Raw genomic sequence first — 14,628 nt, 5'->3', positions numbered from 1 at the left:
CATGATCAAACATCCTACAGGAGGAACAACAATGAAAAGCCTCGTCGACCATCTCAGTCAATACGCTGCCTACCACCGTGACCCGCGCAATATCGCCAGCCACTTTATCGGCATCCCGCTGATTGTGGTGGCGGTGGCCGTGTTGCTGTCACGCCCCGAATGGACGGTGGCCGGGCTCTGGCTCTCGCCGGCCGTAGTGGTGGCGCTGCTCTCGGCGTGGTTCTACCTGCGCCTGGAATTTGCACTCGGTGTGCTGATGACGGTGCTGATGGGCCTGTCGGTGTGGGCCGGGCATGTACTGGCAGCGCAAAGCACGCTGGTGTGGCTGAGCAGCGGCATCGGCATGTTCGTGGTGGGCTGGGTGATCCAGTTTGTCGGGCATTACTACGAGGGCAAAAAACCGGCGTTTGTCGATGACGTGTCCGGGCTGATCGTAGGGCCGTTGTTTGTGGTGGCGGAGTTGGCGTTTCTGGTGGGGCTGCGGCATGACCTGAAGCAGCAGATTGAAGAGCGCTCGGGGCCGGTGGCCGTGCGGCACAAGAACGCCACGGCCTGAGCAACACTGGAGATCCAAATGTGGGAGCGGGCTTGCTGTGGTGAGGGGGCTTGTCCCCCGCCGAGTTCACCGCAGATTGATGGGGCTGCTCCGCAGCCCAGCGCGGGGCAAGCCCGCTCACTACATAGCCTCACATTGGGTTTTGCAGCGGGTCTTAAGCCTTTTGCCAGACCTTGGGCTTGAAGAACAGCGTCTCGCCCCGCGCCAAACCGGTCAGGCTGTCATGGTCTTTCACCACTTCAGCTTCGATCAGTTCGCTCTGGCCTTCGACCTTCAGGGTTACCCGGGTGGTCGCGCCAAGCGGGCGAATATCACGCACTTCAGCCGCGTGGTGGTCTTCCAGCTCATGGCGCGACAACGACACTTCATGCGGGCGGAACAGCACGTGCTTGTCTTCACCCAAGTGCAGACGGTTGGAGTCACCGAGGAAGTGATAAACGAAATCGCTGGCCGGGTTTTCGTAGACTTCGCCCGGTGAGCCGATCTGCTCGATCACGCCCTTGTTCATCACCACGATGCGGTCCGCCACTTCCATGGCTTCTTCCTGGTCGTGGGTCACGAACACCGAGGTCAGGTTGATGTCTTCGTGCAGGCGCGCCAGCCAGCGGCGCAGCTCTTTACGAACCTTGGCATCCAGGGCGCCGAACGGTTCATCCAGCAGCAGCACTTTAGGTTCTACCGCCAGGGCGCGAGCCAGGGCGATACGCTGGCGCTGGCCGCCGGAGAGTTGTTCCGGGTAGCGATCGGACAACCAGTCGAGTTGCACCATGTTCAGCAGCTCGTGGACTTTGACCGCGATCTGGCTTTCGGTCGGGCGCTGGTTTTTCGGTTTCATGCGCAGGCCGAACGCGACGTTGTCGAACACGGTCATGTGGCGGAACAGCGCGTAGTGCTGGAACACAAAGCCGACATTGCGATCACGCACGTCGTGGCCGGAAACGTCTTCACCGTGGAACACGATGCTGCCGTTATCCGGGGTTTCCAGGCCGGCGATGATGCGCAGCAAGGTGGTCTTGCCGCAGCCGGACGGGCCCAGCAACGCCACCAGCTCGCCACTCTGGATGTCCAGATTGATGCTGTTCAGGGCCTTGAAGGCGTTGAAGTTCTTGCTGACATTACGGACTTCGATCGACATGACTTATTCCTCACCAGCGCTTTTGCGCAGGCGGTTGATACGGTTCTCGCTCCACTGCTTGAGCAGCAGGATGAAGAGCGCCAGGATCAGCAACAGGCTCGCGACGGCAAACGCGGCGACGTGGTTGTATTCGTTGTAGAGGATCTCGACGTGCAGCGGCAAGGTGTTGGTCACGCCGCGAATGTGGCCGGACACCACCGACACCGCGCCGAACTCACCCATCGCCCGCGCCGTACACAGCACCACGCCGTAGATCAGGCCCCACTTGATGTTCGGCACGGTGACATGCCAGAACATCTGCCAGCCGTTGGCGCCCAGCAGGCGCGCGGCCTCTTCTTCCTGGGTGCCTTGTTCCTGCATCAACGGGATCAGCTCACGGGCCACGAACGGCACGGTGACGAAGATCGTCGCCAGCACGATGCCCGGCAAGGCGAACACGATCTGGATGTCATGGTCTTGCAGCCAGGGGCCGAAGAAGCCCTGGGCGCCGAACATCAACACGTACACCAGACCGGCGATCACCGGCGATACCGAGAACGGCAGGTCGATCAGCGTCACCAGGATACTTTTGCCACGGAACGAGTACTTGCTCACGCACCAGGCGGCGCTGACGCCGAACACCACGTTGAGCGGCACCGAGATCACCACGGCGATCACCGTGAGTTTCAGCGCCGACAGCGCGTCCGGCTCGAGAATCGCGGTGAAGAACGCCCCCAGGCCATTTTTCAGGCCCTGGGACACCACGATAAACAGCGGCAGCAGCAGAAACAGCGCGAAGATCAACCAGCCGAGGCTGATCAGGATGCGTCGGGACACCGCACTGCCACGGCGGGCAGCGTTGGCCGAGGACGCGGCGGAAATAGACGATTGGGACATGTTCCGCGCCTCCTTATGGGTGTTCGATGCGCCGCTGCAGCAAGTTGATCAGCAGCAGCAGGACAAAGGAAACCACCAGCATCATCACGCCGATGGCCGTGGCGCCGGTGTAGTCGTATTGGTCGAGCTTGACCATGATCAGCAGCGGCAGAATCTCGGTTTTCATCGGCATGTTGCCGGCGATGAAGATCACCGAACCGTACTCACCCACGCCTCGGGCGAACGCCAATGCGAAGCCGGTCAACCAGGCAGGCAACAGCGCCGGCACCAGGATGTAGCGGAACACTTGCAGTGGCTTGGCACCCAGGCAGGCGGCGGCTTCTTCGATTTCGCGGGGGATATCGGCCAGCACTGGCTGCACGGTACGCACCACGAAGGGCAGCGTGACGAAGGTCAGCGCCAGGGTAATACCCAAGGGGGTGTAGGCGATCTTGAAACCCAGGTCGGCGGCGAACTGACCGACCAGACCTGTCGGCGTGTACAGCGCAGTGAGCGCAATACCGGCGACGGCGGTGGGCAAGGCAAACGGCAGGTCGATCATCGCATCGATGATCTTGCGACCCGGGAAGGTATAACGCACCAGTACCCAGGCCAGCAGGGTGCCGATAACGCCGTTGATGATCGCTGCGCAAAACGCGGTGCCGAAGCTCAGTTTCAACGCCGCCAGCACGCGTGGTGCGGTGATGATGTTCCAGAACTGATCCCAGGTGAGTTGAGCGGCATGTACAAACATCGCCGCCAGCGGGATGAGTACGATCAGGCTGAGGTACACCACGGTGTAGCCCAGCGTCAGCCCGAAGCCGGGTATGACGGGGGAGATACGACGCGACATAGGAGTCCTTGGTTAGCGGGTAGATACCACTGTAGGAGCGAGCTTCTGTGGGAGCTGGCTTGCCTGCGATGCCGGCACCTCGGTGTATCAGTTACACCGAGGTGATGCTATCGCGGGCAAGCCCGGCTCCCACAGAAAGCTGGCTCCTACAGTTTGATTTTGCTTACTGCGCCGAGTAAATCTGGTCGAACACGCCACCGTCATTGAAGAATTTCGGTTGGGCAGTTTTCCAGCCGCCGAAGTCTTTGTCGATAGTCACCAGGTCCAGTTTCGGGAACTGCTGGGCGTATTTGGCGGCGACTTTCTCATCGCGTGGGCGGTAGAAGTTCTTCGCCGCAATCTCCTGGCCAGCCGGGCTGTACAGGTGCTTGAGGTAGGCGGTGGCGATTTCGGTGTTGCCCTTTTTCTCGGCGTTCTTGTCGACCACGGCCACGGGAGGCTCGGCGAGGATCGACAGCGAAGGCACAACGATGTCGAACTTGTCGGCGCCGCCGTCTTCTTTCAGGGCCAGGAAGGCTTCGTTTTCCCAGGCCAGCAACACGTCACCCTGACCGTTGTTGACGAAGGTGATGGTCGAACCGCGAGCGCCGGTGTCGAGGATCGGCACGTGCTTGAACAGCTCTTTCACGTATTCCTGGGCCTTGGCTTCGCTGCCACCGGCTTTCAGGCCGTAGGCCCACGCGGCGAGGAAGTTCCAGCGGGCGCCGCCGGAGGTTTTCGGGTTCGGGGTAATCACGGAAACGTCTTTCTTGATCAGGTCGCCCCAATCCTTGATGCCTTTAGGGTTGCCCTTGCGCACCAGGAACACGATGGTCGAGGTGTACGGGGTGCTGGCGTCCGGCAGGCGGGTTTGCCAGTTTTCCGGCAGGGTCTTGCCCAGTTTTGCGATTTCGTCGATGTCGCCGGCCAGGGCCAGGGTCACGACGTCGGCACGCAGGCCGTCGATCACCGCGCGGCCTTGCTTGCCCGAACCACCGTGGGACTGCTGGATCTTGACGTTGTCGCCCGGGTGCTCTTTCTTCCAGAAGCTGGTGAATTCAGCGTTGTAGTCCTGGTAGAGCTCGCGGGTCGGGTCGTAAGACACGTTGAGCAGTTCGTAATCCTTGGCAACAGCGGAACCGGCAAACACGGCACTGGCCAGTGCTGCCAGGGCATAACGGCGAATCGACGACATAGAAGGCTCCTGAAATTCTTGGGTGTTGGCTTTTTTCTTATAGTTGCGGGTCTTGCAATCGAATCGCCGATCTTGCTCAGCTCGGTTTGTTGCCCGGGTTCTGCAAACGGAATTTCTCTTTGCGTTCGATTTGTACTACCTGGGCGTTGTGTACAGTGATTTCCACCGCACCAAACCGCAGGTCGCGCAGGGCGCTCTGGATCTCGCGCAAAATGGCTGCTTCGTCCTGGCCGTCAACGCTACGTAGAGATGCGCTCATGGTCGTGCTCCTGAAATGAGAAGTGCCTCGCAGTGGCGGCACTGCTTGCGGCGTGAGGGCGATAGTAGATAAGCGCGGATATTCTTAAAAATACTATTTAAGAATGTTTATATAACCAGAAAGAATTTTCTGATGGGACGTGGGGTTGCGCGGGGTTTGGGGGCTGAAAATACCGAAGCAAGAACGAGTGCTGTATTTGTGGCGAGGGAGCTTGCTCCCGCTGGACTGCGTAGCAGTCCCATTTTTGGGGGGCGCTGCGCACCCCAGCGGGAGCAAGCTCCCTCGCCACAAAACCCACATGATGTTCAGCGAATGATCGGCGCCCTCGCCCAATCCAGCTCATTGGCCGGCATCGGCCGACCAAACCAGTACCCCTGGCCCAGGTCACACCGCTGCTCCAACAGAAACCGCGCCTGCTCGACCTGCTCGATACCCTCGGCGTGCACCTGCATGCCCATGCTCTGCGCCAACGCGATCACCACCCGCACGATCGCCGCGTCGTCTTCATCCCACGGCAACCCGGCGACAAAGCCCTGATCAATCTTGAGCTTCTGTACCGGCAACCGCTTGAGCCGCAGCAGCGATGAGTAACCGGTGCCAAAGTCGTCAATGGCCAGGCGCAAGCCCAACTCCCGCAGGCGGTGCATTTGTTCAAGGGCGACTTCCGGGTCTTCCATTACCGCGCTTTCGGTGACTTCCAATTCCAGGAATGCCGGATCCAGCCCCGTATCGTGCAGCACCTTGGCCACTTGCTCATACAGCTCGCGCCGGGCAAACAGGCGGCTGGACACGTTCACCGCGAGGAACGTAAGCGGTGCGCCGCCGGCCAGCCACTGGCACATCTGGCGGCAGGCCTGGTCCATGACCCAGGCGTCGATATCGGCAATCAGCCCGGTACGCTCGGCAATCGGGATGAATTCCCCCGGCGGCACCAGCCCGCGCTCCGGGTGCTGCCAGCGCACCAGGGCTTCGACGCCGATCAGGCGGCTGTTCTGTAGGTCGTGCACCGGTTGGTAGTAAACCCGCAGCTCTTGCTGGTCCAGGGCGCGGCGCAGTTCACCGGCCATTTCGACACGGTGCTGGGCGTGGGCGGTGAGTTCTTCGGTGTACAAGGCGTAGCCTTCGCGGCCGGCGCTCTTGGCCTTGAACAGCGCCGAATCGGCGTTGCGCAGCAGTTGCTCGGCGCTCAGGGCATCGCTGGGGAACAGGCTGATGCCAATGCTGGCGCTGATAAATAGCTGATGGCCGTCGAAGATGAACGGTTCTTTCATCCCATCGAGAATACGTTGCGCCAGGGCGGCCGCCTGAACCACCTGTGGACAACTTTCCGCCAGCACCGCGAACTCGTCGCCCCCCAGGCGCGCCAGGGTCACGCCGGGGCCGAACAGGCCTTGCAGGCGTTCGCCGACGGCCTTGAGCAACTGGTCGCCGACGTTGTGGCCAAGGCTGTCGTTGATGATCTTGAAGTGATCCAGGTCCAGCAACAGCAAGGCGCAGCCGCGTTTATGGATCTGCGCCGAGGCCAGGGCCTGTTCGGCGCGGTCGGTGAACAGCAGGCGGTTGGGCAGGTCGGTCAGCGGGTCGTGGTGGGCCAGGTGCGCCAGTTCGTGCTCGGAGTGCTTGATGGCACTGATGTCGGAGAACACCGCGACGTAGTGGCTGATGTTGCCCTGCTCATCGCGGATGACGCGGATGGTCTGCCACTGTGGATAAATTTCGCCGCTTTTACGGCGGTTCCAGATTTCGCCGCTCCATTCGCCTTCGCGCTCCAGGGTCTGGAACATCTGTTGATAGAAGCTCGCGGAGTGGCGCCCGGACTTGAACAGGCTCGGCTGGCGGCCCAACACGTCTTCGCCCTGGTAGCCGGTGATTTCAATGAAGGCACGGTTGACGTGCACGATCAGCCCCTGCGCATCGGTAACCAGCACGCCTTCGCGGGTGCAATCGAACACAGCGGCGGCCTGGCGCAGCCGCTCGCGGTTTTCCTTGAGGGGCTGCTGGATCAGGTTTGCCCGGGCAAAACGGGCGCAAAGCAGATAAATCACCAGGGCGCTCAGGCCAATCCAGATATAGCCCCGCAGCGCCAGCCAATGGATCACTTGCGCCGGTTCGTCGGAAAGTTTGATCAACAGGTGCTGGCTGAGCTGTATCCACACAATGGAAACCAGCAGGTACAACAGCCCCGCACGCAGGGCACCTCGGTATGAAAACAGCATATGGTCAGTAATCCTTACTAAAAAACCAGAATCGCCCTACAAAGGGTCAGGATTATAGAATAGGAAACACCTTGTAAGTCTTATCTGAAACGGTGACTGGTTTTATCCGCAAAGGGAGTGATAATGCGGATGCTGTTTTTTTCTTTATCTGAGGGCCATACAGCCTATGTGGTACAACGGTTTTCTTGACTTGTCGGCCTGGCAACTGGTGGCAGTCACTCTGTTGATGACCCACGTGACCATTGTCGGGGTCACGGTCTATCTGCACCGCTATTCAGCCCACCGCTCCCTGGAGCTCAATGCTGGCCTGAAACACTTCTTCCGCTTCTGGCTGTGGCTCACCACGGCGCAGAACACCCGCGAGTGGACCGCTATCCACCGTAAACACCACGCCAAGTGCGAAACCGTCGACGATCCCCACAGCCCGGTGATCAAGGGCCTGTCCACTGTTCTGCGCAAAGGCGCCGAGCTGTACCGCGCCGAGGCCGAAAACCCCGAGACCCTGCGCATCTACGGAAAGAACTGCCCGGAAGACTGGATCGAACGCAAGCTCTACACCCCGTACCCGCTGCTGGGCGTGGCAATCATGGGCGTGATCGACCTGCTGCTGTTCGGCACCATCGGCATCACCATCTGGGCCATCCAGATGATGTGGATTCCGTTCTGGGCCGCCGGCGTGATCAACGGCCTGGGCCATGCCATCGGCTACCGCAATTTCGAATGCCGCGACGCGGCGACCAACCTGATTCCCTGGGGCATCATCGTGGGCGGCGAAGAGCTGCATAACAACCACCACACCTACCCCAACTCCGCCAAGCTGTCGGTGAAGAAGTGGGAGTTCGACCTGGGCTGGGCCTGGATCAAAGTGTTCAGCTTCCTGCGCCTGGCCAAGGTGCAACGGGTCGCGCCGATCGCCCACCGGGTCGAAGGCAAGGGCCACCTGGACATGGACACCGCCATGGCGATCCTCAACAACCGTTTCCAGATCATGGCCCAGTACCGCAAGTTGGTGATTGGCCCGCTGGTCAAGCAGGAACTGGAGAAGGTCGATCACTCGGTGCGCCACCAGTTCCATCGCGCCAAGCGCCTGTTGTCGCGGGAAACCAGCCTGCTGGATGACCGTCACCACGTGCGCATCCAAAGCATGCTGGAACACAGCCAGGCCCTGAAAGTGATCTACGAAAAGCGCCTGGCGCTGCAACAGATCTGGCTGAAAACCAGCACCAACGGGCATGACATGCTGGCGGCGATCAAGGAATGGGTACACGAGGCCGAGGCCAGCGGGATTCAATCCCTGCGAGACTTTGCCCACCAGTTGAAAACCTATTCGCTGCGGCCTGCCGCGGTCTGACACGGCTGTAGCGAGCCGATTTTTTGTGGCCAGGGAGCTGCTGTGGCGAGGGAGCTTGCTCCCGCTGGAGTGCGCAGCGCTCCCAAGATTTTTGGGCCGCTACGCAGCCCAGCGGGAGCAAGCTCCCTCGCCACAGCAGCTCCCTCGCCACATCAAGCCCCTCACCCCAACAGGCTCGCTCCTACAGGTTTCTGGCGCCATTTCTTGGTCGCCTCAAATCGACGCTGATAACGGAACTTCGCTGCAAATTCCCCCTCTCAAACAACACTTCGCCATCCCGGCGGCCCTTGTTGTGACCGCTGCCCAACCCCGCGGCATGCCCAGAGAGAGTTGTGCCGATGGTCCCCGAACAGACCTTCACCGACCCACCCGTCCTCGACCAGCCACGACCGGCCGCCGCCGCTACGTTGCTGGCGCTGATGCATGCCCAGGGCGAAGTGGAGCGCTTGAGTGAACGCGAGCAACTGCTGAGTTCGCTGCTGGTCAGCGTGAACGCCGTGCTCTGGGCCATCGAGTGGGACACCCGCCGCGTGCTGTATGTCAGCCCGGCCTATGAGCGGGTTTTCGGACGTACGGCAGGCATGTTGCTCGCCGACTATCGGGAATGGCGCAACAGCATTCACCCCGAAGACCTCGACTACGCCGAACACAGCCTGGCCCAGGTGCTGCACAGCGGCGCCGTGGAAGACCGCGAGTACCGCATCATCACCGCCGACGGGCAGATCCGCTGGCTCAGCGACAAGTGCTACATCAACCAGCAGGCCGAGCCTGGCCAGCCGGTGATAGTCGTGGGCATGGCCGAAGACATCACTGAAAAGAAGCACCTGGAACTGGAGCTGCACCGCCTGGCCACCACCGACGTGCTGACCCGCAGCAGCAACCGCCGGCACTTCTTCGAGTGCGCCCACCACGAGTTCGAACGCGCCTGCCTGCAGGGCACGCCCCTGGCGTTCCTGCTGCTGGACATCGATGACTTCAAGGTGGTCAACGACACCTACGGCCACCTGGAGGGCGATCAGGTGTTGCAGCGTATCGCCGAGAGCGGTCGAGGAGTGCTGCGCCGTGGCGACCTGTTCGGGCGCATTGGCGGCGAAGAATTCGCCGCCGTGCTGCCTGGCTGTGCGCCGGAGATGGCAATGCAGGTGGCCGAACGCCTGGGGCACGAGATTGCGCAACTGAGTTTCAGCCATGACGGTGAGAGCTTCGCGGTCACGGTCAGCCAGGGCCTGGCCAGCCTGACCGCCGAGGACGCCAACGTAGACAGCCTGTTCGCCCGTGCCGACGCCGCAATGTATGAGGCCAAGCGCCAGGGCAAAAACCGCGTGCTCACGGGCTGACGCACCACGACTCCCTGTGGGAGCTGGCTTGCCTGCGATAGCATCACCTCGGTGCAACTGACACACCGAGGTGCCTGCATCGCGGGCAAGCCCGGCTCCTACAAAAGCCAGCTCCCACACTGGCCCGCATCGCCTGTCAGGTTTTGCGCATACGCGCCAATTCCGGCAAACCCACCTTGAGCAAGCGTGCGGTCTTGCCTTTGGCCAGCGCCTCGACGCCTTCATGCTCGGTCAGCCGTGCCAGTTGCGCCGCCAGGTTCATCACCAGCGCTTCCCGGGAATACACCCCGCCTTCCAGCGAATAAATCGCCGCGATCAACTGGCGCAACTCCAGCGGCAAGCGCCAACGGGTGCGCAACGCCGAGCCATAGGCCGCACCGAAGGTGTAAAGGGACTCGCCAATCGCTTCGTCATCCAGTTCGCCGCCGCCCTGCAGCCAGTCTTGCAGGCACCGCAGCAAGGCCAGGTCGCCGAGGCGATGGAGGATGCCGGCGCTGTAGCAGCGCTCGTGATCCAGGTCGAGCATGCGCGCCAGGCTGCGGGCGTAGTCGGCGGTGCGTTGAGACAGTTGCCAGTGACGCTCGGCGTAATCCACAAGGCTTGGGTCGCTCAGCACCACGTTGTGCTTGAGGGCGAGCCCCAGGATCAGGTTCATGCTCTGCCCGGCCGCCAGCTTGTGCAGGGCCATGGACAGGGTTTGCACCGGCGAACCGTGATGGCCGGCGCTGTTGGCGGCAGCGATCAGCACGGCAGTGATTTGCGGGTCCATGCGCACCTGCTCTTCCAGGCGCTTGAGGTCCAGGCCTTCCGGCTCCAGGCTGTGCTGCACCGCGGCCTGCACGTCGACCCGCAGCGGCGCGCCATCGGAGGCTTCGCGGCGCCGTTCCAGAAACACCGGCAAAGTCATGCCCGGCGCCAGGGCCGGGACTTCGCAGTACACCGTCTCGCCTTCATTCAGCAGCAGGTCTTGCAGGCGCTGGGTCAGGCCTTCCATGTTCAGGGGTTTGGTCAGGTACGCCGTCGGCGCCAGGGGCAAGGCTTCGCGCACGCTGGCGCTGTCGTTGCGGGTGCTCAGCAGGATAAACGGCAGCAGCGGCGAACGCCGTTGCTGGCGCACGCTGCGCAACAGGCTCAGGCCATCGACGCCAGGCAGTTCCCAGTCGGCGATGATCAGGTCATAGGGTTTCTCTCGCAGCAGCTCGGCGGCCCGCTGGCCATCGGCACACACATCCAGCCGTGCGTCACAGCGCACATTCAGCAACACCTGCTTGAGCAAATCCCGGGACCAGGGTTCGGCCTCGGCAATCAACACACGGGGTACAGCCGGTAAATCAACAGCAGTCATCCAGCACGCTCCATCGGCAATACCAGCACCTTAGACAAAGGAGCCGCCTGCGTACAATGAACAACCGCTGAATACCGTTCATCGGGCACAAAAAAACCCGCCTGAGCGGGTTTTTTTGTCGATCAGGTCAACTTTTGATCACAGCTCGGAGAAGCACTCTTCGATGATCGCCAGGCCTTTGTCCAGTTGCTCGTCCGGCGAGGTCAGCGGAACCAGCACGCGCAACACGTTGCCGTAGGTGCCGCAGGACAGCAGGATCAAGCCCTTGTCGCGAGCCTTGGCCACCACGGAAGCAACGGCAGCGGCGTTCGGCTTGTGGCTGTCGCCACCTTCAAACAGCTCGACCGCAATCATCGCGCCCAGGGCACGCACTTCGCCGATCACCGGGTACTTGGCCTGGATAGCTTTCAGGCCGGTGACCAGACGCTCGCCGACAGCCTTGCAGCGGTCCAGCAGGTGCTCTTCTTCGAACACTTCCATCACGGCCAGGGCCGCGGCGCAAGCGATCGGGCTACCGGCGTAGGTGCCGCCCAGGCCGCCTGGAGCAATGGCGTCCATGTATTCAGCCTTGCCGCACACACCGGCCAGCGGGAAGCCGCCTGCGATGGATTTGGCGAAGGTGGTCAGGTCGGCAGCAACGCCCATCTGTTCCATGGCGAAGAAGGTACCGGTGCGGCCGGCGCCGGTTTGCACTTCGTCGGCGATCAGCAGGATGCCGTGCTTGTCGCACAGTTCACGCAGGCGCTTCATGAAGGATTTAGGCGCGACATAGAAACCGCCTTCGCCCTGCACCGGCTCGATGATGATGGCAGCGATATCACGCGGCTCGGCATCGTTCTTGAAGATGCGTTCGATGCTGGCGATGGAGTCGTCGTCGCTCACACCGTGCAGTTCGTTCGGGAACAGTGCGCGGAACACGCCGCCTGGCATCAGGCCCATGCCGGCCGAGTACGGCACGACTTTGCCGGTGAGGCCCAGGGTCATCATGGTGCGACCGTGGTAGGCGCCGGTGAACGCGATCACGCCGGCACGGCCAGTGGCGGCACGCGCAATTTTCACGGCGTTTTCTACCGCTTCGGAACCGGTGGTGACCAGCAGGGTTTTCTTGGCGAAATCACCCGGGACCTTGGCGTTAACTTTTTCGCACAGCTCAACGTACGGCTCGTAGGCCAGTACCTGGAAGCAGGTATGAGTCAGCTTGTTCAGTTGCTCGGTCACGGCCGCGATGATTTTCGGGTGCACGTGGCCGGTGTTCAACACGGCGATACCGCCGGCGAAGTCGATGAACTCGCGACCTTCAACGTCGGTCACGGTGGCGTTCTTCGCCGACTCGGCGAAGATCGGGTGAATCTGGCCAACACCGCGGGGTACAGCGGCTTCGCGGCGTTTCATCAGGGATGCGTTGGTCTTGCTCATAAAGTCCTCATTCGCCACTCATCGGGTGGCGTGGTCCAAGGAATACGTGGCGGGGAGGCAACTACGGCAGCATGCGATGATCGACTGCCACAGCTTTCCCGGCCACTACGAATAACGGGGTGAAACACGCAAAGGGACAGCGCTCTCGTGCCCTCTGCGTTTACTGCAATCTCGCGCCGGGCTTAGATGCCCAGGCAGAGGTATTTGATTTCCAGGTAATCCTCGATCCCGTACTTGGAACCTTCACGGCCCAGGCCCGAAGCCTTGATGCCGCCGAACGGCGCCACTTCGTTGGAGATCAACCCGGTGTTGACGCCGACCATGCCGTATTCCAGGGCTTCCGCCACACGGAACACACGGCCCAGGTCGCGGGCATAGAAGTAGGACGCCAGGCCGAACTCGGTGTCGTTGGACATCGCGATCACTTCGGCTTCGTCTTTGAAGCGGAACAGCGGCGCCAATGGGCCGAAGGTTTCTTCCTTGGCCACGGCAGCATCTTTCGGCACGTTGACCAGGATGGTCGGCTCGAAGAAGTTGCCATCGATGACCTTACCGCCGGCCAGCAGGGTGGCGCCTTTGCTCAGGGCATCAGCAATGTGCTCCTGAACCTTGGCCACGGCCTTCTCGTCGATCAGCGGGCCAGTGGTGGTGCCTTCTTCCAGACCGTTGCCGATCTTCAGCTTGGCCACGGCCACTTTCAGTTTCTCGGCGAACGCGTCGTACACCGAATCCTGAATGTACAGGCGGTTGGCGCAGACGCAGGTCTGGCCGTTGTTGCGGTACTTGGAAATGATCGCGCCTTCGACGGCCTTATCCAGGTCTGCGTCGTCGAACACGATAAACGGCGCGTTGCCGCCCAGTTCCAGGGAGACTTTCTTGATGTCCTTGGCGCATTCGGCCATCAGCTGGCGACCGATTTCGGTGGAGCCGGTGAAGGACAATTTACGCACGATCGGGTTGCTGGTCAGCTCGCTGCCGATATCGCCGGCGCTGCCGGAAACCACGCTGAACACGCCTTTCGGAATGCCGGCACGCTGGGCCAGCTCAGCCAGGGCGAACGCGGAGAACGGGGTTTGCGACGCAGGCTTGAGCACCATGGTGCAACCGGCGGCCAGGGCCGGGCCGGCTTTACGGGTGATCATCGCGGCCGGGAAGTTCCACGGCGTGATGGCGGCGGTAACGCCGATCGGCTGCTTGATCACGATCAGGCGCTTGTCCGGCTGGTGGCCGGGGATGACGTCACCGTAGACACGCTTGGCTTCTTCGGCGAACCACTCGATGAACGAAGCGGCGTAAACGATTTCGCCCTTGGCTTCGGCCAGTGGCTTGCCCTGTTCCAGGGTCATCAGGCGGGCCAGGTCGTCCTGGTTCTCGATGATCAGTTCGAACCAGCGACGCAGCTTGTTGGCGCGGTCCTTGGCGGTGAGTGCACGCCAGGCCGGCAGGGCCTTGTCAGCGGCTTCAATGGCGCGACGGGTTTCGGCGGCGCCCATTTTTGGCACGGTACCGAGGATTTCGCCGGTAGCGGGGTTGTTGACCTTGATCGTTTGACCGTTGTCCGCATCGACCCAAGCGCCATCAATAAAGGCTTGCTGGCGGAACAACTGGGTGTCTTTGAGCTGCATGTCGGCTTTCCTTAACAGCACCGCGCACGCGCGGAGCGAATTAGAGTTGTTGAAAGGCGCCTTGAGGGCTGCCGTCAGGGAAATCATTCACTGGGCTGAAGCACGTAAATAGCGCACGAAAGGACAAATGTGCGGTTCAGCACCCAGACAAGAGCGTTTGAAATCTCAAACGAATCCTAGGATCAATGGGGGTACAGGGCAATAGTCTGTTCGAAAAAAAGAACGAAAACGGCGCATTTGCTCCATTTTTCTGATCAGCGTATTTCAGGCGAGTTCCACCTCAAGCAGTCGAAACGCCCGGCACAGGGCGTCAGCGGCGCGTAATCCTACGGGAAGGCGGCCAAAAAGCGGCATGGACGCCCATGGTCGACATGGGTATGATGTCGCCCGCACAAGCATCCGTAGCTCAGCTGGATAGAGTACTGCCCTCCGAAGGCAGGGGTCGTGGGTTCGAATCCCGCCGGGTGCACCAGATACAGATGAAAAAGCCCCAGGTCGAAAGACCT

At 61.3% G+C, this 14,628-nt stretch carries 12 protein-coding genes and 1 tRNA gene; 4 read left to right on the top strand and 9 right to left on the bottom strand.

Features of this window, described 5'->3' with window-relative positions:
• Positions 1-31: 31 nt before the first annotated feature.
• The gene (locus MUM_RS0108005) at positions 32-556 is read left to right on the top strand and encodes an Mpo1 family 2-hydroxy fatty acid dioxygenase (RefSeq protein ID WP_010168840.1); all 525 of its coding nucleotides are present in this window, start codon (positions 32-34) and stop codon (positions 554-556) included.
• 154 nt (positions 557-710) lie between these two features.
• On the opposite strand, the gene MUM_RS0108000 is transcribed toward MUM_RS0108005, so the two are convergent.
• From MUM_RS0108000 to dibA, 6 genes are all read right to left on the bottom strand, one after another.
• Positions 711-1,691: a sulfate/molybdate ABC transporter ATP-binding protein gene (locus MUM_RS0108000; protein WP_010168838.1), complete on the bottom strand. Its 981-nt coding sequence runs from the start codon at positions 1,689-1,691 to the stop codon at positions 711-713.
• A gap of 3 nt (positions 1,692-1,694) precedes the next feature.
• Positions 1,695-2,567, bottom strand: a complete 873-nt coding sequence (gene cysW / locus MUM_RS0107995; RefSeq protein WP_010168836.1) for a sulfate ABC transporter permease subunit CysW — start codon at positions 2,565-2,567, stop codon at positions 1,695-1,697.
• Positions 2,568-2,580: 13 nt separating this feature from the next.
• Complete coding sequence (gene cysT / locus MUM_RS0107990) at positions 2,581-3,399, bottom strand: sulfate ABC transporter permease subunit CysT (RefSeq protein ID WP_010168834.1); 819 nt, start codon at positions 3,397-3,399, stop codon at positions 2,581-2,583.
• A 163-nt stretch (positions 3,400-3,562) separates the two neighbouring features.
• A complete protein-coding gene (locus tag MUM_RS0107985) occupies positions 3,563-4,573 on the bottom strand; it encodes a sulfate ABC transporter substrate-binding protein (protein ID WP_010168832.1) in 1,011 nt (336 codons plus the stop codon).
• A 76-nt stretch (positions 4,574-4,649) separates the two neighbouring features.
• Positions 4,650-4,832, bottom strand: a complete 183-nt coding sequence (gene oscA / locus MUM_RS0107980) for a sulfur starvation response protein OscA (protein WP_003170956.1) — start codon at positions 4,830-4,832, stop codon at positions 4,650-4,652.
• A gap of 305 nt (positions 4,833-5,137) precedes the next feature.
• Positions 5,138-7,048, bottom strand: a complete 1,911-nt coding sequence (gene dibA / locus MUM_RS0107975; RefSeq protein ID WP_010168825.1) for a phosphodiesterase DibA — start codon at positions 7,046-7,048, stop codon at positions 5,138-5,140.
• A 166-nt stretch (positions 7,049-7,214) separates the two neighbouring features.
• Here dibA and desA point away from each other — a divergent pair, with 166 nt between their 5' ends.
• Positions 7,215-8,399 (top strand): delta-9 fatty acid desaturase DesA, encoded by a 1,185-nt coding sequence (gene desA / locus MUM_RS0107970; RefSeq protein ID WP_010168824.1) that lies wholly within the window; start codon positions 7,215-7,217, stop codon positions 8,397-8,399.
• Between the two features lie 338 nt (positions 8,400-8,737).
• On the top strand, positions 8,738-9,736 hold the full coding sequence (locus MUM_RS0107965) for a GGDEF domain-containing protein (protein ID WP_010168822.1): 999 nt from the start codon (positions 8,738-8,740) through the stop codon (positions 9,734-9,736).
• Between the two features lie 136 nt (positions 9,737-9,872).
• Here the strand turns inward: MUM_RS0107965 and MUM_RS0107960 are convergent, their stop codons facing one another.
• From MUM_RS0107960 to gabD, 3 genes are all read right to left on the bottom strand, one after another.
• Complete coding sequence (locus MUM_RS0107960) at positions 9,873-11,081, bottom strand: HDOD domain-containing protein (RefSeq protein ID WP_010168820.1); 1,209 nt, start codon at positions 11,079-11,081, stop codon at positions 9,873-9,875.
• Between the two features lie 138 nt (positions 11,082-11,219).
• The gene (gene gabT / locus MUM_RS0107955) at positions 11,220-12,497 is read right to left on the bottom strand and encodes a 4-aminobutyrate--2-oxoglutarate transaminase (protein ID WP_010168817.1); all 1,278 of its coding nucleotides are present in this window, start codon (positions 12,495-12,497) and stop codon (positions 11,220-11,222) included.
• Between the two features lie 182 nt (positions 12,498-12,679).
• Positions 12,680-14,122 (bottom strand): NADP-dependent succinate-semialdehyde dehydrogenase, encoded by a 1,443-nt coding sequence (gabD, locus tag MUM_RS0107950; RefSeq protein WP_010168815.1) that lies wholly within the window; start codon positions 14,120-14,122, stop codon positions 12,680-12,682.
• A 395-nt stretch (positions 14,123-14,517) separates the two neighbouring features.
• On the opposite strand from gabD, the gene MUM_RS0107945 reads away from it, so the two are divergent.
• Positions 14,518-14,594, top strand: a tRNA-Arg gene (locus MUM_RS0107945).
• The last annotated feature ends 34 nt before the right edge of the window (positions 14,595-14,628 follow it).

It is taken from the genome of Pseudomonas sp. PAMC 25886 (assembly GCF_000242655.1).
In the GTDB taxonomy this organism is placed as follows: Bacteria; Pseudomonadota; Gammaproteobacteria; order Pseudomonadales; family Pseudomonadaceae; genus Aquipseudomonas.
The sequence above is the reverse complement of the archived record's forward strand: the minus strand, read 5'-3'. Positions and strand labels throughout refer to the sequence as shown.